The organism is Terrabacter sp. 01T434 (genome assembly GCF_056398545.1).
This window is the reverse complement of sequence record NZ_JBFTPP010000002.1, coordinates 1-20435: the sequence shown is the minus strand read 5'-3', so window position 1 is coordinate 20435 and position 20435 is coordinate 1. Positions and strand designations below refer to the sequence as shown.

The 20435-nt window shown below is 65.2% G+C and carries 17 protein-coding genes; 11 read left to right on the top strand and 6 right to left on the bottom strand.

Annotation, left to right across the window (positions count from 1 at the left end):
• Positions 1 to 185 precede the first annotated feature (185 nt).
• A complete protein-coding gene (locus AC1DIW_RS05275; protein ID WP_478106731.1) occupies positions 186 to 548 on the top strand; it encodes a bleomycin resistance protein in 363 nt (120 codons plus the stop codon).
• 203 nt (positions 549 to 751) lie between these two features.
• Here the strand turns inward: AC1DIW_RS05275 and AC1DIW_RS05270 are convergent, their stop codons facing one another.
• The 3 genes from AC1DIW_RS05270 to AC1DIW_RS05260 all read right to left on the bottom strand — a co-directional run bounded on the left by AC1DIW_RS05270 (position 752) and on the right by AC1DIW_RS05260 (position 6670).
• Positions 752 to 2719: a family 20 glycosylhydrolase gene (locus AC1DIW_RS05270; RefSeq protein WP_478106730.1), complete on the bottom strand. Its 1968-nt coding sequence runs from the start codon at positions 2717 to 2719 to the stop codon at positions 752 to 754.
• Positions 2716 to 4584 (bottom strand): glycoside hydrolase family 31 protein, encoded by a 1869-nt coding sequence (locus tag AC1DIW_RS05265; protein ID WP_478106729.1) that lies wholly within the window; start codon positions 4582 to 4584, stop codon positions 2716 to 2718. The genes AC1DIW_RS05270 and AC1DIW_RS05265 overlap by 4 nt, the downstream gene beginning before the upstream one ends.
• Before the next feature lie 805 nt (positions 4585 to 5389).
• Positions 5390 to 6670, bottom strand: a complete 1281-nt coding sequence (locus AC1DIW_RS05260) for a thymidine phosphorylase (protein ID WP_478106728.1) — start codon at positions 6668 to 6670, stop codon at positions 5390 to 5392.
• A gap of 178 nt (positions 6671 to 6848) precedes the next feature.
• Between AC1DIW_RS05260 and AC1DIW_RS05255 the strand changes: the two genes are divergently transcribed.
• The 8 genes from AC1DIW_RS05255 to AC1DIW_RS05220 all read left to right on the top strand — a co-directional run bounded on the left by AC1DIW_RS05255 (position 6849) and on the right by AC1DIW_RS05220 (position 14482).
• Complete coding sequence (locus tag AC1DIW_RS05255; protein WP_478106727.1) at positions 6849 to 7889, top strand: extracellular solute-binding protein; 1041 nt, start codon at positions 6849 to 6851, stop codon at positions 7887 to 7889.
• A 55-nt stretch (positions 7890 to 7944) separates the two neighbouring features.
• Positions 7945 to 8793, top strand: a complete 849-nt coding sequence (locus AC1DIW_RS05250) for an ABC transporter permease (protein WP_478106726.1) — start codon at positions 7945 to 7947, stop codon at positions 8791 to 8793.
• A 56-nt stretch (positions 8794 to 8849) separates the two neighbouring features.
• The gene (locus tag AC1DIW_RS05245; protein WP_478107069.1) at positions 8850 to 9587 is read left to right on the top strand and encodes an ABC transporter permease; all 738 of its coding nucleotides are present in this window, start codon (positions 8850 to 8852) and stop codon (positions 9585 to 9587) included.
• A gap of 79 nt (positions 9588 to 9666) precedes the next feature.
• On the top strand, positions 9667 to 10737 hold the full coding sequence (locus tag AC1DIW_RS05240) for an ABC transporter ATP-binding protein (protein ID WP_478106725.1): 1071 nt from the start codon (positions 9667 to 9669) through the stop codon (positions 10735 to 10737).
• Entirely contained in the window at positions 10734 to 11162 is a 429-nt protein-coding gene (locus AC1DIW_RS05235; RefSeq protein WP_478106724.1) for a cytidine deaminase, read from the top strand. The genes AC1DIW_RS05240 and AC1DIW_RS05235 overlap by 4 nt, the downstream gene beginning before the upstream one ends.
• A gap of 113 nt (positions 11163 to 11275) precedes the next feature.
• Positions 11276 to 12481: an adenosylhomocysteinase gene (locus tag AC1DIW_RS05230; RefSeq protein WP_478106723.1), complete on the top strand. Its 1206-nt coding sequence runs from the start codon at positions 11276 to 11278 to the stop codon at positions 12479 to 12481.
• Positions 12482 to 12502: 21 nt separating this feature from the next.
• Entirely contained in the window at positions 12503 to 13528 is a 1026-nt protein-coding gene (locus AC1DIW_RS05225; RefSeq protein WP_478106722.1) for a LacI family DNA-binding transcriptional regulator, read from the top strand.
• Positions 13529 to 13825: 297 nt separating this feature from the next.
• Positions 13826 to 14482, top strand: coding sequence for an HNH endonuclease (locus AC1DIW_RS05220; protein WP_478106721.1), 657 nt, complete (start codon positions 13826 to 13828; stop codon positions 14480 to 14482).
• A gap of 64 nt (positions 14483 to 14546) precedes the next feature.
• On the opposite strand, the gene AC1DIW_RS05215 is transcribed toward AC1DIW_RS05220, so the two are convergent.
• Complete coding sequence (locus tag AC1DIW_RS05215; RefSeq protein ID WP_478106720.1) at positions 14547 to 15581, bottom strand: YncE family protein; 1035 nt, start codon at positions 15579 to 15581, stop codon at positions 14547 to 14549.
• A 1307-nt stretch (positions 15582 to 16888) separates the two neighbouring features.
• Between AC1DIW_RS05215 and AC1DIW_RS05210 the strand changes: the two genes are divergently transcribed.
• Together AC1DIW_RS05210 and AC1DIW_RS05205 are read left to right on the top strand one after the other, a co-directional pair.
• Positions 16889 to 17224, top strand: coding sequence for a DUF4760 domain-containing protein (locus tag AC1DIW_RS05210; RefSeq protein WP_478106719.1), 336 nt, complete (start codon positions 16889 to 16891; stop codon positions 17222 to 17224).
• A gap of 251 nt (positions 17225 to 17475) precedes the next feature.
• Complete coding sequence (locus AC1DIW_RS05205; protein WP_478106718.1) at positions 17476 to 18249, top strand: maleylpyruvate isomerase family mycothiol-dependent enzyme; 774 nt, start codon at positions 17476 to 17478, stop codon at positions 18247 to 18249.
• Between the two features lie 197 nt (positions 18250 to 18446).
• On the opposite strand, the gene AC1DIW_RS05200 is transcribed toward AC1DIW_RS05205, so the two are convergent.
• Together AC1DIW_RS05200 and AC1DIW_RS05195 are read right to left on the bottom strand one after the other, a co-directional pair.
• Positions 18447 to 18845, bottom strand: coding sequence for a VOC family protein (locus AC1DIW_RS05200; protein ID WP_478106717.1), 399 nt, complete (start codon positions 18843 to 18845; stop codon positions 18447 to 18449).
• Positions 18846 to 19131: 286 nt separating this feature from the next.
• Positions 19132 to 20043: a VOC family protein gene (locus AC1DIW_RS05195; RefSeq protein WP_478106716.1), complete on the bottom strand. Its 912-nt coding sequence runs from the start codon at positions 20041 to 20043 to the stop codon at positions 19132 to 19134.
• Positions 20044 to 20435 lie beyond the last annotated feature (392 nt).

The window sequence follows — 20435 nt, the reverse complement described above, 5'->3', positions numbered from 1 at the left end:
CCGACGCGCTGAAGGCCGTGTTCGTGAAACGAGAGCTCCCTTTTCATGAGGTGGTTTCATCCTCCAGGACGGCAAGCGGGCCGGAGGACCTGCCGCTTCGCGGCGGAGTGGGATACGCCCAATCGTTCGGTCGCCCGGGGGCGCCGCGCCCGATCTCAGCCTCTGGTGCGCGCCTACGATGCGGTATGACCGATCGGGCTACACCGAACCTGCCAGCGCGTGATTTCGTGAGTACGAGCGCGTTCTACGCGCAGCTGGGGTTCACCGAGGACTACCGCGACGACGGCTGGATGATCTTGCGACGCGGCGGGGTGCACCTGGAGTTCTTCCCCTTTCCCGACCTGGACCCATCCACGAGCTCGTTCAGCTGCTGCCTGAGGCTCGACGATGTCGACGACTTCTATGCGGTATGCCGCGCCGATGGATTGCCCGAGACCACACACGGATGGCCTCGGATCCATCCACCCCGCCGCGAGTCGTCCGGGCTGCGAATTGGTGCCCTGGTCGATCCGGACGGCAATCTTCTGCGACTCGTGCAGAACGGCTGAGCGACCTCGAGGATGCCTTGGAGTCGCCACGGGTTGGTAGGGGGAGTGCACTTCTGCACATTTCAGGAGGTGGCCGCCTCGCGGCGGAAAGGCGCGCTGTCGCTCGGGCGCTCGTCCAAACGCGGTCCTGCCGACTTGGACAGCACTCACAGCGGTACCCGCCGGTCCGAAGATCGGCGGGTACCGTCGCGCTGCTGGGTGCGTCAGGGCGATGCAGGCGCCTGCAGCGGGGTTAGTTCGGCGGTGCTCACGGTGTTTCCGCCGTCGGACGTAGACAGAGCGACCAGGCGCAGCCAGCGCGCGTGCGTCGGCGCAAAGTCGACTTCTTTCTCGGTCTGGTCGCCGTTGAAGGTTCCGGCTGCTGCAAGCCGCCAACGGCCCGGACTGGACGCGACCTCAACGCGATAGCCCGCAATGCGCCCGGTCGTGGTTCCATCCTGCGGGGGCTCGTAGCGCAGCCCTGCAAGACGGGTCGGCACGCCGAGATCGAGGGTCATCCCTTGTGGGAGTGCCCCTGTTGTATCGACTTTGGTGTAGGGGTTGTCGTCGAGCATGGTGCGCGCTGCACCAGCTGCGGTGCCGTCCAGCGACGTGACCGAGATTGCCGACTTGGCGATGCCGGTGAGTTGGGACGGTGGCGGGTCGCCAATCGCGTCGGCCCGGCCGAAGAACTGCCACACCGATGAAGAGCGTGGGCCGCCCCACGTGCGTTCGGCGAGGATCTGGAGCGGGCGACGGGCGAAGAAGTCCAGCCACTGCGGGGACTGCGTCTCGGCCTTGTCCGACCAGCGGCTGACTCTGTAGCCCAGCACGCCGGCCGGGTGCTCGAACGGATAGTTCTCGTAGACGTTCTGAACGTCGACGTAGCCGTAGTCCCCGGGCTTCTGCCCGAAGCCGGCGCTGACGTAGAGCGCCATCTCCGGCGTCCCGACGACCCGATAGCCCTGCGCCGCCAAGCCGCTCGGGTCGTTGTTGACCCACGAGTCGATGATGATGTCTTTGTTGGGCTGGATGCTGGTCTTCTGGTTGTTGAAGTCCCACCATTCCCACATCTCGGTGGTCTTGCCGTAGGAGCGGACCTGCGCGTCTAGCGTGTTGAAGAAGTCGGTGAACACATCCCCGGTGTAGGCGAAGCCGCGCTGGTGCTGGTAGGCCACGAGTTCCGGGCAGGCCGCCTGGTCGGCGTCATACGGATATTCGTCCCCGCCGATGTGGAACACCTTGCTGTCGAAGATCGGGATCACCGCGGCGAGCAGGTCATGAACGAAGGCGCGGGTATGCGGAGTGGTGATGTTCATGACCCAGCCGCCGTACTGCGCCCCTGGCCAGTGGCTGTAGTCCAGCGAGTGACAGCTGAACCGCAGCGTCGGGTCCCAGTGCGTGAACGTGGTTGCGTGTGACGGCAGGTCGACCTCGGGGATGATGGTGACGTGGTACCGGTTGGCGTAGGCCTGCAGGTCCCGCAGCTGCGCGGGGGTGTACGACTCGGCAGCGGCCAGGCCGGGGAACTGTGGCAGGTTGATGCGGAAGCCCTCCCAGTCGCTCAGGTGCAGGTGGAAGGTGTTGAGTTTCTCCCACGCCATCGTGCGGATCTGCGAGCGCAGGTAGGAGATCGGGTAGAACTTCCGCCCGACATCGAGCATCTGGGCGCGCTCGCCGAAGTTCGGCGAGTCGCTCGCTGAGCCGTGCGGCACCCGCGCTCGATGTGGGTCGGCTTTGAGCATCTGTTCGAGGGTCTGCGTGCCATAGAAGACACCGGTGTCGGTGGGCGCGCTGATCTTCAGCTGCTGGTTGGAGTCGAGCCGGTAGCCCTCAGCGCCCAGGCTGGTGTCGTGGTCCAGCGTGAGCACGACATCCCCGGCGTGGCCCATCCCCGTCACCACTCGAAGTCGGTGCCCGGTCTCAAGCTCCAGGTCGTCGCGGAACGTGGTGGCCGTCGCCCGCAACGCGTTCGACTCGACGACGATGCGGGACCTGGGTGTCAGCGCGAAGCTGCCGGCCCGGCCCGTCCACTGACGCAGGCTTGGCAGGACGGCTGGTGCCGAGGACTGCGGGGTGGCGGTGCTTTGTGCCTTGCGAGCCGCTTCTTGAGCCACCACCGGTGCGGCCACGAGCGAGATGCCCAGGCCTGCGGCGGCCGCTGCGGCGAGTGCCCGTGCCAGCCCGCTCACTTGTGGCCTCGCTGCGTCATCGCCTGCACCAGGCGCGGGGACGAGCCAGTCCCGAGCCGCACGAACAGGGGGGTCTGCGCGAGGCTGGCTTGGTAATCCTTGAGCGTGACACCCTGCGCCCCGGCATGCACGACCCGATGGCGCAGCACGTCGTACCAGCTGCCGGCCGGCAGGTGGATGCTGCGGGTCGTGCCTGTGGTGAGTACCGGTGCCGCGAGCAGGGAGTCGCCGAGCAGCCACTCGTCGTCGACCGTGTAGGAAGCGTGGTCGTTCGGGAAGTCGAAGAACAGCGGCTTCATGATGGGCTCCCCGGTGCGGACCGCACGGTTCACCTGTGTGTCGATGTAGGGGGCGAGCGCCTGGTGCAGGCGAACGGCGTCGGCGTAGAGCTGCGCGGTCTGGGCGTCGTACGCGTGGCTGCCGCTGGCGTTGCTCACGCCCAGTGGTGAGGTGGAGGAGTACATGAGTGGCATGAGGGAGGCTGCCTGCGCCCACCGGACCAGCACGTCCTTGGTTGCCGGTGGCTGCCCGAGCGAGCCGCCGATCATGTCCGTTTCGACGAAGGGGTAGCCGATCGTGCTGATCGCCATGGCCTGCGCGACGCCGGCCTGGAGGGAGTCCCATCCGGTGCCCTTGTCCACCTCGCGGATGACGAAGCCGTACTTCTGTGAGCCGGTCCACGAGAGGCGTACGCCCGCGCCCTGTTGGTCGAACAGGCCGGTGACCTGGGCGCCGAGCTTGATGTAGTCGAGGGCTCTGTAGCCGGGGTAGGGCGCGCAGGACTCGTCGAAGAAGCGGGTGTCGAACTTGAAGCCGTCGACACCGTAGGTGCTCTGCAGGTTCTTCAGCTGCGCGATGTACCAGGCTTTGGCAGCCGGGTTGCCCAGGTCGACGATGCCGGCCGTGCCGTTCCACCAGGTGACGCTGCACGGCTTGCTCGGGTCCGTCTTGGACTTGAGCAGGTAGCCGTGGTCGGCGGCGTAGGCGTAGTTCTTGGCGTCGTTGTTGATCCATAACGTGACCCAGAGGCCGAAGTCGTATCCCATGGCGTGGATCTGCTGGGAGAGTCCCTTGGGGTCCGGGAACTTGCTGTTGAAGTCGAAGTCGCCGTAGTGGGTCGACCAGCCGTCGTCGATCTGGATCGCGTGGAGCGGGATCCCCGCGTTATGCAGACCCTTCGCGTAGTCGAGGACGGACTGCTGCGACACGGCCGTGTAGTTCTGCGCCCACGTGTTGAACAGCGGGGTCTTGAACTCCGCCGGGCTCGCGTCGCTCTTGGTGGGTGTACCGGTGATCCCGACGTAGTCCTGGTACACGTCGTGCGCGTTCCTCTCGACGAACACGGTGTCGTCCATCGAGTTCGCGTCCTTGATCGCGTAGCCGAAGACGCCGTGCTGCTCGGAGTTCAGGGAGACGTCCATGACGTTACGGGTGTCGACCCATAGCCCGGTGCCCCGCTCGGTGAACCAGAACGGGTCGGTCATCAGGTATTCGGCGGGGGCCATCGCGTCATCGTGGACATTGCCGGAGTCCAGGGGCCAGGGCTGGCGGGTGTAGGGCCCGCCGTCGGGCGTTTGCGCCTCACCTTGGCCGTACCAGTGCCCGGCGGAAGCCAGGTCGTAGTGGGCGGACACTTGGGTGGCGGCGGTAGTCCCCGTGACGGACCAGGTGACGCGGTACCGGTCGGCTGAGGGGGTGATCCGGTAGTTCACCGTGTCGCCCGCGACAGTCGTGGCCAGCGTCAGGTCAAGGACTCCGTCGTGCCAACGCGCATCGGTGACGCTCGTGGCCGATCCCGGGCCGGCCGCAGTCGTGAAACCGACCGCGGTATTGGCGGTCTGCAGCACGGTGTGCCCGTCACTCACCGTCGTGATCCGCAACGGTGCACGTCGGATGTTCAGCCGGTAGCCGGGTGCGCCGCTGGATGCGGGAACTCGGAGACTGAGTTGGTCTCTCGATGCAGCAAATTGAGGTGAGGCGGAGCGCGCAGGCGCGGCCGTTGCGGTACTGGCCGCGGATAGCACGGGAGCGAGGCACAGGGCCGCCACCCCGACGGCGGTGACGGACCAGGTTCGGGTCGTCGTCCAGGATTGCGGGGTCCTTCGGGAGGTGCGATTTCTTGTCATGGGACGTTCCTTGGGGAGGCGCGCTACGCGCGCGACGGTCGGGAGATCTGGTCGCGGAGCGAGGGCGACGTCGCGGCCAAGGAGAGTCAAAAAACGACATTTCGGATGGAACGGTGCTGCTGACACTAGGAAGCCGCTCAGCTCGGAGTCAAGGGTTTGACTGCACATTTCTGCTCGATGCCTGCCCGAACCGCGCATGATTGCGCATGTCAGCGACGAGATCAGGCGGGCGCCCGCGCGCAAGGTCGCCCGAAGCGGCATCGCCAACACTGTCCAGGTCGAGCTCGGCGCGTAGGCGCGGGGCAACACGTCGACAGCGCCCTCGGCGAGCTGTCGCTCACTAGTCGTTGTGAGCTACAGCTCCAACCTCCTCTTCAAGGGAGTGCCCGCTGCTGCAGTCAACATGGTCGACTGGCGGCGGATAGACGCAGCGGGCACAACCGTCGCTTGACCGAGCGGACCATGGCAAATGAGTAGGTCCTCACCACGGCAGGACCCAAACCAATCACGGGTGGCGGCAGGTGCGCCGTGAAGCTCGCTCCCCTCAGTCGACCCGACCGAGTACGCGGTTGCGAGGCACCGGCGACGCCGGGTCGGGCATGGTGACGCTCAACGGAACCGCCGCAGCTTTACCGGCTTGCAGTCGCTGTTCGGATGCTGAATGCACCCGCGCCACCTCCTGCCCGGCGACCACCCAGGTCCCCGGAGCCACGAGCAACTCGACGCCTGCAGTCGGATCCACCCGGTCTTCTTTGCGGTCACGGCCGGTGCCCGCGGCGCGGGCGACAGTGGCGACGTCCCAAGCGTCCAGAACCGCATATCCATCTTGCTCGGCAACCACGTTATCGACGTGCAGAGCTGTGGGGAGCGGCTGATCAGGATCCCCGCCTTGGGCGGCCACCATGCGTCGCCAAACGGCATAGGCGCTCCCATCGCTCAACTTCCCGGCCGGGTCGGCATCGACCCCAGCGTGCCTCAGCATCTCCCGGGCGAGCTCGATGGTCAGCTCCACGACGTCGGAGGGCCCGCCGCCCTGGAGAACTTCGACCGCCTCGCGCACCTCGAGGGCATTCCCCACCGTCAGCCCGAGGGGGGTGTTCATGTCGGTCAGGAGAGCGCTGGCTGAGACGCCGAAGTCCCTCGCGGTCTCAACCAGAGCGGTGGCGAGCTCGCGGGCCTCGTCGACGCTTTTCATGAACGCTCCGGAGCCAACCTTTACGTCGAGGACGAGGCCTCGCGTGCCCTCGGCAATCTTCTTGCCCAAAATGCTGGCCACGATGAGCGGTACCGACTTGACCGCTCCGGTGATGTCGCGCAAGGCGTACATGAGGCGGTCCGCGGGCGCCAAGTCGTCGCTCTGACCGCTGATGACGGCACCAACATCGCGGAGAATGTCGGACTGCTCCTTGGGACTCAGTTGCGCGCGCCAACCCCGAAAGGACTCCATCTTGTCCAGAGTTCCACCCGTGTGTCCCAGTGCTCGACCGGCAGTCTGGGGCACCACGACGCCACATGCGGCCACGAGCGGCACGAGGGGAAGGCTGATCTTGTCGCCCACGCCGCCGGTGGAATGCTTGTCGACGGTGGGGCGGCCCAAGTCGGACAAGTCGTGACGATGACCGGACTCGATGACCGCCCGCGTGAGCGCAACTGTCTCCCGCGGACTGGCGCCCAGGCAGCAGACCGCCATGCAGTAGGCCGCCATCTGCTCGTGGGCCACGTGGCCGGCAACGTAGCCCTGGACGAGACCACGGATGTCGTCCTCACTCATCTCAGCGCCTTGGCGCTTGCTGTCAAGGAGGACCGGGACAGGTCGGCTCAGCATGGTGTCTCCTGCTCAATCGTATGACTAAAGGGAATGGCGGGACGATGTCATGGCCACATCGGACTTGGCAAGACCCTTGACGTCCGGACCCCAAGGCGCCTACCGTCGGCAGTCATACGAATGACTGACGTCCACCCCGGTCGTCTGTCGTACCCCTCGCTTCAACGGAGAAGAGATCATGAAACGGACAGCAGCACTGGCCGCCCTCGCCGGCGTCGGACTCCTCTTGGTTTCCGCCTGCGGCACGTCCTCTGGCAGCGAGAGCGGGGCCAAGAGTTCGTTGGTCTGGGTGGACGGCGGAGGCGCCTACCACGAGGCCTTGGACAAGGGCGTCCTGCAGCCGTACCAAGCCCAGGGCGGTGCTGACATCGTTTCGGAGGCCGGCACCGACAACGCCAAACTGCGGGCCATGGTCGAGGCCAACCGCGTGAGCTGGGACGTGTACAACGGTGACAACACCTGGGGCACGGACCTGGACGCGCAGTACCTCGAGCCTCTGGACTACGCGGCCATCCCCAAGGAGCAGATTCTTGCGGGATACGCGTCGAAGTACCGAGTGGCTAACACCATCTACTCGATTCAGCTCGCATGGAACACCGACAAGGTGAAGGGCACTCCTCAGGGCTGGGCCGACTTCTTCGACACCAAGAAGTACCCCGGCAAGCGCGCGGTGATGGACTACTCGGCCGGGGGCATCTTTGAGATCGCTCTGCTTGCTGACGGCGTCGCACCTGGCGACCTCTACCCGCTGGACATCAAGCGAGCGGTCGCCAAGCTCGACACCATCAAGGATGACCTGGTCTTCTGGAAGAGCGGTGCGGAGTCTGAGGACCTTGTCGGCTCAGGCGAGGTCGCGATGGTGATGACCTACAACGCTCGAGCCTACGACGTGAAGCACGTCCTCGGAAAGCCGGTCGACTACACGTTCCGTGACCAGATCTTGGCTGCGTCATACCTTTCAGTGCCGAAGGGCACGAAGAACAAGGACGCAGCAATGAAGCTGATCGGCTACGCCGTGGGCTCACAGGCGAATGGCAACCCGAGCAAGTACTTGCCTCTCGCACCCTCAAACACCAAGGCAACGCCAGACGCGAAGATGAAGAAGGACCTTCCCACCTCGCACCTCGCCGAGCCACACGCCGCGTTCGACGACGCATGGATCGCCAAGAATGCCGCGGACATCGAGACGGCCTACCAGCAATGGCGCGCGTCGATGTGACTCATCCACGGCCCCGTTCGGCCGCTCCACGCTCGATGACGAGGTAAGGCAACTGATGTCGAAACATAAGACCGGGTCACTGCACTGGCTCCTGATCCTGCCGCTCCTGACGGTGCTCGCTGTGCTCTTCATCGCGCCGCTCTACTTCGTCATCGCGCGTGGCTTCACCGATCCGCCCGGCGCCGGTTGGACCAACTATCAACGCGTCTTGGAAGACTCAGCCTCACGGCGGTTCGCGTGGAACACCATTCGCACGGCAGTCACCGTCACGGTGTGCGCTTCCGTTCTTGGCTACACCTACGCGTACGCCACCTTCCGGGCCTCACGACGCGTGCAGGGGCTCATGCTCTACTGCGTACTCGTGCCTTTCTGTACGAGTCTGCTGGTCCGCACGTACGCATGGGCCGTCATGCTCCGTGACGAAGGAGTGGTCAACAAGACGCTCGCCTCGATCGGGCTAATTGACGTCCCACTGCCTCTGCTCCGCAACAGTTTTGCCGTCACGCTGGGCATGACCCAGATACTTCTGCCTTTTGTGATCTTGCCGTGCTTCAGCGCCATGACCCGCATCGATGGCGGCCTGGTGCAGGCGGCACGGAGCCTCGGAGCCTCGCCAAGCAACGCCTTCTTTCGCGTCTTCCTTCCGCTCACGCGCCCTGGTCTCGCAGCTGGCGCGTTCCTCACCTTCATCTTGGCGACCGGCTACTACATCACACCCGTGCTTCTGGGCGGTCCCGGCGACCAGCCCATTGCGGTGCTGATCGAGAACGCCGTTCAGCAGCAGGGAGATTGGGGTTCGGCCGGCGCGCTGGCGGCGCTTGTAACCGTCATGGTGCTGGTCGCCCTCATGGCGGGCTGGCGGTCGCTCACTCGATCCGTCCTCGAGACCGGAAGGAAAGCATGATGGCCCGAGGCCTAGCCCTGCGGCGCACCGTCACGGTGTTGCCCGTCTTGCTCATCGTGACGCTCCTCGTCCTACCGTCGCTGGTCGTCATACCGATGAGCTTCTCGTCGGGGGCAATCCTGGAGTTTCCTCCGCAAGGCTTTAGCCTGCGCTGGTACCAAGCCATCGCAACAAACGATGCTTGGCTCCAAGCCGCCCGTAACAGCCTCGCCGTGGCACTGGCTGTGGTTGTTCTCTCCACCCTCATCGGCGCCCCCGCTGGCATAGCCCTTGGTTTGTGGCGGTGGCGCGGCCGATCGCTACTCCTCGGTTTCGCCTTGGTTCCCGCGGTGATGCCACCGATGGTTCTGGCACTAGGGATGTACATCACCTACGCCCAGTTCGACCTCCTCGGTTATTGGGGACTGGTAGCCGCGCACACGGTAATGGCGCTTCCCTTCGTCGTGCTCACCGTCATGTCGAGCGCTCAACTCGTCGACCCGACGCTGCTCACCGCCGCTCAGAGCCTGGGAGCACGCCGTTGGCGAGTGCTGGCCGAGATCGTCCTGCCGCTGGTCAAGGGCGGCCTCGCTACGGGCGCTGTATTCGCCTTCATCACCTCCTGGGATGAAGTGGTCGTCGCGCTTTACCTCACCGACCCAACCTTCAAGACGTTGCCCGTGGTCATGTGGAACCAGTTGCGCGAACGTGTAGACCCCAACGTGGCAGTCGTCGCCACCCTGCTTCTCGCGGTGACCAGCCTGGTCATGGCTTACGTCGTCTTCAATAGAGGGAGCAAGCAACGTGTCCAGTGAGATTCGAGCGAGCGCCCGACCTGATGAAGCGGTTGCCAGCCGAGGTGCCCGCGGGTCGGCGCACGTCCAAAGTGGAGCCGTGCCCGTTCTGCTTCGCGGCGTCACCAAGCGTTACGGCGCCGAAACGGCCGTCGCCCCCCTCGACCTGGCCGTAGAGGCGGGATCGTTTGTGTCCTTCCTGGGACCTTCCGGCTCAGGCAAGACCACCACTCTGAAGATGATCTCTGGCTTCGAGCGTCCTGACGAAGGTGCTGTCATGTTCGGCGACCGCGACATCACGTTGCTCCCGCCGGAGCAGCGTGGGGTGGGTGTCGTCTTCCAGAACTACTCGCTCTTTCCGCACATGTCCGTGGCTCGCAACGTCGAGTTCCCTCTTCGCATGCGGAATGTCGACCGCGACCTTCGTCGCCGCAAGGTCCGCGAGGCGCTGGAGCTGGTCGAGCTGCCGCATGTTGCTCATCGTCGGCCGCACGAGTTGTCCGGCGGCCAGCAACAGCGCATCGCGATCGCCCGAGCCCTCGTCTTCGACCCCGCACTCCTGCTGATGGACGAACCACTCGGCGCGCTGGACCGGCGACTGCGTGAGGCCATGCAGCTCGAGATCAAGGCACTGCACGAGCGCCTCGACGTCACGATCATCTATGTGACCCATGACCAAGAGGAAGCACTCGCCATGAGCGACCAGATCGTGGTCTTCAACCACGGTCGAGTCGAGCAGGTGGGTACACCCAAGGAGGTGTACCGCGAGCCGCGGACGTTGTTCGTCGCGGACTTCCTTGGAGAGTCCTTCTCCATCAGTGGCGGCGTGACCGACGGCGTCTTCACGACCGGCGGCGAAACCCCGCTCGTTCTGAACGTCGATCCCGAGATATCCAACGGCTCCGCAAAGGCAATCTGGCGAAGCAACTCTGTAACTCCCATCCCGCCCGTCGACGCTCACGGTTCCTGGACGCGCATGTCCACGACAGTCGTAGCTTCGGCGTTCGCCGGGGACCACCTGAAGCTGAAACTGCTGGGTCCTTCGGGCAACGAAGGCATCGTGTCGGTGGGGCCCGATTGGCCGGCGCCCTCACCCGGGGAAAGCCTCGACGTCTACGTCGATCGCAACTCAGCTGTTGTAGTCAGTGCCGGATGCGAGGCCGCAGCGTGACTATCACCCCATCCGAGGTCACCCAACTCGTGAACGCCGCAACCGCCGCCCGCGACCACGCGTATGCGCCGTACTCGCAACACTTGGTCGGTGCCGCCGTCCTCACCGCCGACGGAAGTGTCTTCGCTGGAGCGAACATGGAGACAGTGACCCTCCAAAGCTCCGTGCACGCCGAGCGAGCAGCCGTCATCGCGATGGCCAACGCTGGCCATCGGCGCGTCCGCGCCGTCTGCGTCGTGGGCCCCTACTCCGGCATTCCTTGCTCGGAGTGCCGACAGACGGTGTGGGAGTTCTGCGGCGGCGACCCCGACGTGGTCGTCGTGAGCGCGCCAACCGACGGCCCTCGCCAACGACTGACCATGGGCGTTCTCCAAACCTTTCCTTACGGGCCCGAGACGAAGGGAATCGACCCCACCCGGTTCTGACCAATGACTGGACGGGGCAATTCCGCCCCGATGAGACGGCGGCGGCCTCCTGTGCCACCGCTCGCAACCGCGACTGGCCTGTCGTCCGACGGACCAGAGAAAAGGACGGAAGAATGACGATCTCGAACGCCGACGCCCGCATCGAGTGGGTGAAGTCGCAGTGCCGACTCCTCGGGGCGCTCTGTGAGGAATACAGCGAGTCACAGCCCTTTGCCGGAATGACGATTGGCACTGGAATCCATCTCGAACCGAAGACGGTCACGTTGCTGCTTACGCTGGCCGCTGGCGGCGCCAAGGTCGTCAGCACCGGCAATCTCAACACGACCCAGCCGACCGCAGTGGACTACCTACGGCGTCACGGCGTCACCGTCATCGGCGGTCCAACCCGTGACCCGTACGAACACCAGGCGTTCTTGGCGGAGGTCATTGCCGCCAAGCCAGACCTCATCCTGGACAACGGAGGGGATCTCTTCGCGCGCTACCTGGCCGACCCGTACAGTGGCCTTCGCGGAGGCACCGAGGAGACCACCTCGGGCCGTACCCGCCTCACGAGGATGCGCGACCAGCTGGCCATGCCGATCCTTGTGATCAACGACAGCCCGATCAAGCAGTTCGGCGAGAACCGCCATGCTGTTGGGCAGAGTGTGTTCGAATCAGTGCTGCGGATCACCAACATCATGACCAACGGGAAGCGCATCACGGTGTTCGGCTACGGCGAGTGCGGACGCGGTGTCGCCATGAACTTCCGCAGCGCCTTCGCCCAGGTGACTGTCGTCGACAGTGACCCGGTTCGCCGTCTGGAGGCCTTCCTCGACGGCTACATCGTCGCCTCTCGCGAGGAATCGATCCGCTCGGCCGACGTGCTCATCACTGTGACGGGTGCCGACCACGTGCTCACCCGCGATGACCTGCCGCTTCTGAAGCAGGATGCCATCCTGGCCAACGCCGGGCACTTCCCGTTTGAGATCGACGTCGCCGACATGGTGTCTTCCTCAGCCGTCACGAAGGTTATCCCGAATGTCAACGGCATGGACACATGGCTGCTCGAGAGCGGCCGCCGGGTGCATGTGATCGCCGAGGGGCACATGATGAATCTCAGCGGACCCCTTCCGTTGGGCAACTCCATCGACTCGATGGACTTGGGATTCGCGCTTCAGGCGCGTTGCCTGGAAGCCGTTGCGGCGGGACGCGTCGGGCCGGAGCATTGCGTCGTGCCTGTGCCACGTTTTGTCGATGAGCGCGTGGCGAACGATTATGTGCTCTCGCGAACCACTGCCGAGGAGAGCCTCGGAAGCAGCGCCGTACCGCTGTCCCGCTAACCCACTACCGAGAGGCCTCCCATGCAGCGACCGGCGACTAGCACCGACGTGGCCCGCCGTGCCGGCGTAAGCCAGTCCACGGTGTCGCTGGTCCTGCGCGGAAAGGACGAGGGTCGCATAACCCCGACCACGGCGGAACGGGTGCGCAAGGCCGCTCGCGAACTCGAGTACGAGCCGAACGCCGTGGCCGTCAGCCTCAAGCGAGGCCGCGCCGACGTCGTCGCGCTCGTCGTGCCAACCGTCACACAACCGTACTTCGCGAGCGTCCTTGTCGAAGCCGAAAAGGAGGCTCGCGAAGTCGGTTGTGATGTGATCCTTTTCGACAGCGGCACCGACAACGACTGGACCGGTCGGCTGGTTCGGATGATCCGCAGCCGTCAACTCGATGGCGCCATCGTCTGGGCGCCGACGAAAGCGGAGATTCTTCTTCTCAAGGTGATTCGGAGCAGGTTGGTGCTTATCGAGGCGAGCTCAGCCGGTTTCGAGCGGATCGATCTGGAAGTCGAGCGCGGCGCTGAACTGGTCGGCTTGCACCTGACGAAGCTCGGACACAGGCACATCGGCTACTTCGGCGTGAAGGCACATCGCGAGACGTTCCGGCGTCGTAAGGAAGCGCTGCGGACATACGTGGCTTCGCGCGGCGGACAACTCGTCGATACGTGCTCGGGGGAGTCGCCGCTGGAACTCGAAGCAGCCGAATCGGCGGCCAATCAGCTCCTGGACGCGATCACTTCTGTGGGCTCAGTGACAGCCGTCGTATGTGACGACGACCTGCTCGCGGCTGTGCTCGTTGTGGCATGCAGCGAACGAAATGTCCCGGTCCCTGACCAACTCTCCATCGTCGGTTACGGCAATCTCTCCGTCGCCCGCCTTGTCCGTCCCCAACTCACCACCGTCGACCTGCCCACGTCAGTGGGCCGGTTGGCCATGAGACGCCTCCTCGATGCCGTGCACGGCACCCCGCGTCCCAGAAAGAAGGCGGCAGTGGATTCAGTACCCGTAACGCTGGTCGAGCGTGCATCCAGCGGACCTGTCCGCGATGGTTAGCGCCAGGAGACCGAGGATGGGTGCGACTGGACTCAGGTCCGGTCGACGCGCAGTACGCAACCTTCGAGCGACTTCGGGCAAGCCCCGATCGCCACTACGACGGTGGCAAACCGGCCAGGACCCCATCCGTCAGATGCGGACCAGGCAAATCACCGGCCTGAGCGCGGATGATGGCTGAGCCGCCTGCCCGGCAGGCGGCGTAGAGACGCATGTCGACACCGCACCTGGGAGAACCGTCCGGCGGCTTGCCGTCAGGGACCGCAGCGCGAAGGCGAACCGGGTGCCAAGATCTCCTGCGTGGGTGAGAACGGTGCAGAACTCTCAGGCGAGCCGGTCCGGGCGTGCCTGTGGTGCGGGCGCGGAATGGAAGGCAAGAAGGCATCAGCACTTGCGTGTTCAACCGCATGCAACCACGCTCGGCTGGCCGCTCGTCGCAAGGCAGAGAAGTGGGCTGGTGTCGATGTGTCGCGAGCCTGCGAGCAGTGTGGCGCTTCGATGATCGGCAAGCGACCACACGCGCGCTTCTGCTCGCGAAAATGCAAGGCCGCTGCAGCCCAGGTGAAATACAGAACAGAAGGCCTCCTTCAGGAGCGCGACCGTGCCAGGTACGACCGCGAGGGCGCCAAGCGCCGTGAGTATGCGAGGCAGTACCTGCAAGCGAATCCGGAGCGGATGCGGGCGATTCGACTTCGTCGCAAGGGACGAATCAAGGCCAACAGTTTCAGCTTCACCGAGAAGGACTGGCAACGGCTCGTAACCCGGTACCGCGGCTGCTGCGCCTACTGCGGCGAGCGCAGCGACGCGCTGCAGCGAGAACATGTCGTTCCCCTAGTCCGAGGCGGCACCCATGGCGTGGGAAACATCTTGCCCGCGTGCCCATCGTGCAACTACGCCAAGAAGGACAAGTTCCTGGTGGAGTGGCGCCTGAAGCGCCGAAGGATCGGCAGTCTATAGCGGCGGTTAGACGCACTGCTCACGACCATCGCCTAGGTGTTCAGCTCGAGGGCGCGATCTTCTTTCATCGGCCCAACGGGGCGGGCGAGGGCGAGCCTGTTGGCTGCCCCCGCTCGGTGATCTGAGCGGCGTCAATGGCTTGGATCTCTTGGGAGCCGTAGTTGGCGACCAGGATTGTGTTTCTACCCGGCTCCACGGCCACATCCCGGGGAAAGCCGCCCCCCTCGACTCGAGCCACCACGGCCGGGCGCCGCGCGAGCGCGGCAGCAAGATCCACGATGCGAACGTCGCCGGCGGCGGAGCCGCTGAACCTGTTGGAGTCCGTCACGAGCAGGTATCGGCCGTCACCGATGAACGCCAGAGCCACCGGTGCCGCGCCGACGGCGACCTCGGCCAGCCGGGCATGGGTCGAACTGGTGCGCAGGACGGCGGCATCGAACGCGAGCACCGTATTGCTGCCCCTTGCGGTGACCCAGACGACGGTCCCGTCGGCGGAGACGACCACACGGACCGGGCTACAGCCTGCGGCCGCACTGGCAACGACGGAGTGGGCCGGGTCGGTCTCTGCACGGTGGAGGTCGAGAACGCTGAGCAGGCCGTCGCGTCCGGAGCCGCCTTGGCTGGTGGCATACAGCCACTTTCCGTCCGGGGACACGGCGACGCCCACCGGTGCCGGGCCGAGAGGTGCTGCCCCGACCAGGGTGGGAGACTTTCCGTCGATCGCAGCGGCAAGATCGAACACATCGAGGGCTGAGGACTTCTCTTGTGTGACGAAGGCGTACCTTTCGTCCGGGGAGATCGCCACACCGGTTGCGCCGGATCGTCCCGGGTCTGTCATGGTGCCCACTACCGCGCCCTCGGTGCCCGCGATGGCGGCAGCCACATCCATCACGGTCGCGCCCGAGCCGCTGTCGGCTACGACGAGATCGGACCCGTCGGCGGTCAGGGCCATTCCCGCGCTGGTGCCCGGGACTGGGAACTGACGGACGAGGCGAGGAACGAAGGAGTCGTCGGAGAACAGGCCAATCCTGGGCCCCAGCGAAGCGAACGACCACCGGCCATCGTGCGTGGTGACGATCGCGAAGGGATCACCAGGCACAGCAACAAACTCGCTCCGTGCCCTCGAAAGCGGGGGTTCAGGTCCAACCGATGTTGCGCACGGGGGGAAGCCGACGTGCGAGGCAGACGACTCCGAAGCCTGGACGTTCCGGGATGAGCAGCCAGTAAGCACCAACGACACGAGCACGATGAGCACCGGCGATGCGTGGCTGCATCGACCGGCTCGACCCGAAGCGTGACTCATCTAGGCCCCCGCGTTGCCCTTGCCCTGACCGTTTCCGGGACACGAGATGACCGGCGAGCGACAGGCTTCCCCGTCACGCGGCCCTGCAAGAAGGTGATGCCGATGACGCGCCGTCGACCAGGGCCACACGTGATCGCTCGGTAAACCACCGCTTCTACGGCTGGGCGCCGTCGCGGGTGGTGCGTGAGTTCGGAGTCGCCGGCGAGGTAGGTCACAGCCGAAAGTTGAGCGTCCGTCATCGTCGCAAGGCGGAAGTCGACAAGAGTCGTTGAAGCGGACATGGCGTCTTCTCAAGGGCGACTGGGCATCGGACGCGAACTCGGCCGCGGGTAACGAGGCCGGGCAACTGGACCAGATCGACGCTAGTCCCAATGAGGTCACCGCGGCCGCAGGCGGTGGAGAGAGCCGCCCTCGCGGTCACGTCCGAACCTGTGGGTCGCCTCTATTCCGACAATGCGCTCGATCGACCCATGGGTGTGGACCGCCCAGAGGGTGCACGGGTCGTCCCGCCAGAGCCCAGCTGCTCTGGGTAGTCGGCATCGGCGCGATCGCGAACACCGGGCTCCGGGCGGGCTTCAGTATCCTCACATCGGCGGCTCTTGCAGCAGCCGTCTTGGTCCCCGTGGCTGGGTCTCTCTTCGCCGCTTCCCCCCGCCGCCGGGACCGAAAGCAGATCCACGCACATGTCTCCAAGTGGATCCGGGGCTGAACCGTGGCCGAGTTGGCCATACGCCCGACCGGCGGCGCTATGACACTGCCGAATCCTGTCCCAGCTTCGGCTCGGCGGCATCGCGACAGGCCGGGTCTTGCGGACGGGGTTGCTCGAGCTTGGGCGCAGGTAGGCGCCATATCGCGGTCGACAGCCTTTACCGTCGCTGACAAGTCCCCGACACGGCGAATCCAGTCGGGGACCGACAAGCGGCGGCTGGCCGAAGCCGAGGCGGCATCGGGTGCGGGTCGGTCTGTGGTCCTGACGTTTCCTCGATGGTCGCTCCAGCCAACCAGGGTCCCGTGCAAAGTTCCTCCAGTTGCACGGGCTGGCGAGTAGCGTTCCTAACAGCACCATCGGGGGCCGCGGCAGATGTTCGGACAGGAGACGTGACGTGGCGAATCGGGAAGACGCAACTCTGCTCGTGCAACTCGCACAGTGGGGCTCCACGATGGGCATCGAGGAAGCACAGCACGCAGTGTGGAGCGACACCTTCGACCCCGAAACGGCGTCCGCCGACGACGTTCTCGTATCCCGAATCCTCACCTGGGGCGAGACCGTTGGCACGCTCACCAAGAACGGACTTCTCGACACCGACCTGGTCCTGGACTGGCTCTGGGTCTCAGGCCTATGGACACGGGTGGGTCCAGCAGCCGTGAAGCTGCGCGAAAAGCACGGCGTCCCTGAGCTCTACGAGAACTTCGAGGCTCTGGCCATGCGGCAGGGCTGAGGGCATAGCTACCGGGAAGTGACTCGAGGGCCAGCTGTCCGACGGGGCTGAGAAAGCCGCATCTGGCGCGCCCGGCATCTTGAAGCGCCCCAGGCAACGGCACGTGCCCCGCAGTCCTGCGCCGAAGACCGCTGCTGCGATGTCCATCCAGTCCCGGCCGTCCTCGGACTCCGAGCAGCCAGATCCGGCGGCTGCAATGCGAACTGGGCGACCGCGGGAAGAAGGCCATGGTCTGCACGGTTACGTCGGACATGACCACACTTGTCGAGCGCACCGTCGCGGCGCTGCGTGTCAACCACACCACCCTCGCCGCGCTGGTGGCGACCCTGTCCGAGGAGAACCTGAGCGACCCCAGTGGCGCGACGCAGTGGAGCGTCGCGCAGGCGCTCTCGCACCTCGGCAGCGGTGCGGAAATCGGCCGCAAGCCGATCGCGACCGCCGCGGGCGAGCGCGTCGAGGCTGAGGACAACCAGGCGATCTGGGCGCGGTGGAACGCGTCTTCCCCGGCCGACCAGGCAGCCGAGTTCGTCAAGCACGACGAGGCGTACCTCGACACTATCGAGGCGCTCACCACCCAGCAGCGCGATAGCTTGATGATCGACCTGGGCTTCCTTCCCGAGCCAGTGCCGCTGTTGGTCGCGCTCGGCATGCGGCTCAATGAGGTTGCCAACCATGCCTGGGACGTGCGCGTTGGGGTCGACCCGTCAGCGACGGTGGACCCGGAATCTGCCGAACTGCTCGTCGAGCTCTTTCGCGGGCCGTTGGCCTTCCTGCTGGGGTTCTCCGCAAAGGCGGACGCGATCGAACAGGAGGTCCGCCTGACGATCCCGGGCGGCGCACTCGAGATCACCGACGCGGTCACGATGACCGACTCCGTGGATCATCCGACGGCCACGTTCGAGGGTCCGGCGGAGGCCGTGGTGCGGCTGCTCAGCGGACGGCTCGGCCGCGAACATGCCGCTGGCGTGACCGTGACCGGCAACGTCACGCTGGACGAGCTCCGGAAGGTCTTCCCCGGCTACTAAGCTAAGCTGCGAGACCCTCGAAGCCGCGCCAGACCTCGACAGTTCCGGAGTCCGCGATGGCTCCACCTATACCCATGCCTCACATCGGCATTATGTGGGTGAGACGAGTGCGCCCGACAGGCGGCGGTTAGAAGCACCTTCTACGACCATCGCTTGATCGAGTGGATCGCGGCATTTGCGTGCGTTGGACGGAAGCGTCACCCGATGTTCGCGGGAGGCCAGTCGACAAGTGGTTTGCCGATCTCCCATTCATGACCGTATGGATCGGCTACCCGGCCAACGAGCCATCCGTGCTCCTGATCGACGGGCGACTTCTCAGTCGCGCCGGCCGTGACCGCCCTCGTCTGCACGGCCGTGGGATCGTCGACGACAAGCAGGATTCGACCGGTTGAACCGCCGACGTCCCGAGGGACCAGTCGCTCGGAACTCGCACCGGCGGTGGCTATCCAGCGGACGGCTTCGCCGATCGCCAATTGAGCAACGACGTCTTCCCCGTCGCCCGCCATGTGGAGCAGCCTGGCTCCGAAGGCGTTCTCGTAGAAGCTGACCGCAGAGGCGCCGGCGTCTACCCACAATTCAGGTTGGATGGTCGTCATCGCTGTAGTCTCCAGCAGGCCCGTACAACGCGCATTCGGCGGCATGTCCGGAAGGGCGCGTAAGCCGCCCCAACGAAGAAACCCGAACCTAGCAACGCGTCGGTACCTTTCGACCCACCGGCGTCGAAGAAGACGAACGCAGCAGCCGATCCCAGGAACGTCAAGGCCATGGCGACTGTGACTGTGCGATAGGCCCAAACGAAGAGACGCCGACCCGGGCGATGATGGGGGTGCCGATGATCTCGGTGGTGATGAGGATGAGGAGTCCTCCGCCCCGTCGCGAGGGTCACTCAGACCTGCTCGATGGCCAGTGATCTGGCACCCAGTCTCCCTGCGGATCGGTGGTCTGCCCCACTTCGATCAGATGACCGTCGGGGTCTCGCAGATAGCAACGGATCTCGTACAGGTGTTGCTTCGGGGGCGTCAGGAACTCCGCTCCACGCGCGCTCCATTCGGCATGCACAGCGTGTATGTCCCTCACCCGGATATTGACGAAACTGCTGACCCGGTTGGGATCGCCAGGCGTTACCAGGGTGACCTCCGGCTCGTCGTCGGTCGGCCCTCCGCCGACGTTGATGATGATCCAACTGTTCGACAGTTGGACATAGGTGAGCCCTCCGGCAACTGAGAACGCTTCCCTTCCCCCGAGCACACTGGTGTAGAAGCGGCGAGAGCGCTCGACATCGTCCGACACGATGAAGTGCGCCAGCACGATTCCCTCTGGGGCCGGTGGGAGCTCGCCGGCGGGCGAAGTCACTGGCCAATGATCTGGCACCCAGTCTCCCTGCGGATCGGTGGTCTGCCCCACCTCGATCAGGTGACCATCGGGATCACGGATGTAGCAACGGATCTCGTACTGGTGTGGCTTCGGGGGTGTCAGGAACTGAGCACCTCGGGCGCTCCATTCGGAGTACACCGTCTCCACGTCCTTGACCCGGATGTTGACAAAGCTGCTCACCCGATTCGGATCGCCAGGCGTTGCCAGGGTGACCTCCGGCTTGTCGTCGGTGGGGCCTCCGCCGGTGTTGATGACGATCCAGCTATTGGACAGTGCGACGTTGGTCGGCCCTCCGGGGCCGGAAAAGGCGACCCGCCCCCCAAGGACTTCGGTGTAGAAGCGACGAGAGCGCTCGACATCGCCCGACACGATGAAGTGTGTGAGCAGAATTCCCTCGTGGGGCGGTGCGACCTCGGCCATCTGCTACCTCCGGTGCTGTTCCACGGTCAGCGCGCCGTGTCACCCAACGCAAGACCCGACCTCAAGACTTCACCACCCAACCGGACGACCGCCTCACCCAGCCCGGGTGAACGCCACGAGAGGCCTACACACGTCCGCTTATCGGCTGCATGTGGGTGAAACGTATGCGCCGTCAGGCGGCGAAAGGACTGTGAGGATCGCCAAGGCAGCCTGATGGTGCTGGGCTGTGGTTGGTGACCGCGAGTGTGACCCCCGGAATGACTGGCTTCGTGCCTTTGTTGCGACTTGTCCGCTCGTGGTCACCGGCCCCGGCCCGGTTGGAGGAGCTGGCCTGATCAGGAGCTTGACCATCTGGCGTTAGAGGCGCCGGATGTGTCTCATCACAGTCCTGC

What these genes read in the sequence shown, in the direction of transcription:
- AC1DIW_RS05200 (WP_478106717.1), bottom strand. Translation starts at nt 18,845, where the DNA reads ATGACGACCATCCAACCTGAATTGTGGGTAGACGCCGGCGCCTCTGCG.
- AC1DIW_RS05225 (WP_478106722.1), top strand. Translation starts at nt 12,503, where the DNA reads ATGCAGCGACCGGCGACTAGCACCGACGTGGCCCGCCGTGCCGGCGTA.
- AC1DIW_RS05255 (WP_478106727.1), top strand. Translation starts at nt 6,849, where the DNA reads ATGAAACGGACAGCAGCACTGGCCGCCCTCGCCGGCGTCGGACTCCTC.
- AC1DIW_RS05275 (WP_478106731.1), top strand. Translation starts at nt 186, where the DNA reads ATGACCGATCGGGCTACACCGAACCTGCCAGCGCGTGATTTCGTGAGT.
- AC1DIW_RS05260 (WP_478106728.1), bottom strand. Translation starts at nt 6,670, where the DNA reads ATGCTGAGCCGACCTGTCCCGGTCCTCCTTGACAGCAAGCGCCAAGGC.
- AC1DIW_RS05230 (WP_478106723.1), top strand. Translation starts at nt 11,276, where the DNA reads ATGACGATCTCGAACGCCGACGCCCGCATCGAGTGGGTGAAGTCGCAG.
- AC1DIW_RS05205 (WP_478106718.1), top strand. Translation starts at nt 17,476, where the DNA reads ATGACCACACTTGTCGAGCGCACCGTCGCGGCGCTGCGTGTCAACCAC.
- AC1DIW_RS05250 (WP_478106726.1), top strand. Translation starts at nt 7,945, where the DNA reads ATGTCGAAACATAAGACCGGGTCACTGCACTGGCTCCTGATCCTGCCG.
- AC1DIW_RS05195 (WP_478106716.1), bottom strand. Translation starts at nt 20,043, where the DNA reads ATGGCCGAGGTCGCACCGCCCCACGAGGGAATTCTGCTCACACACTTC.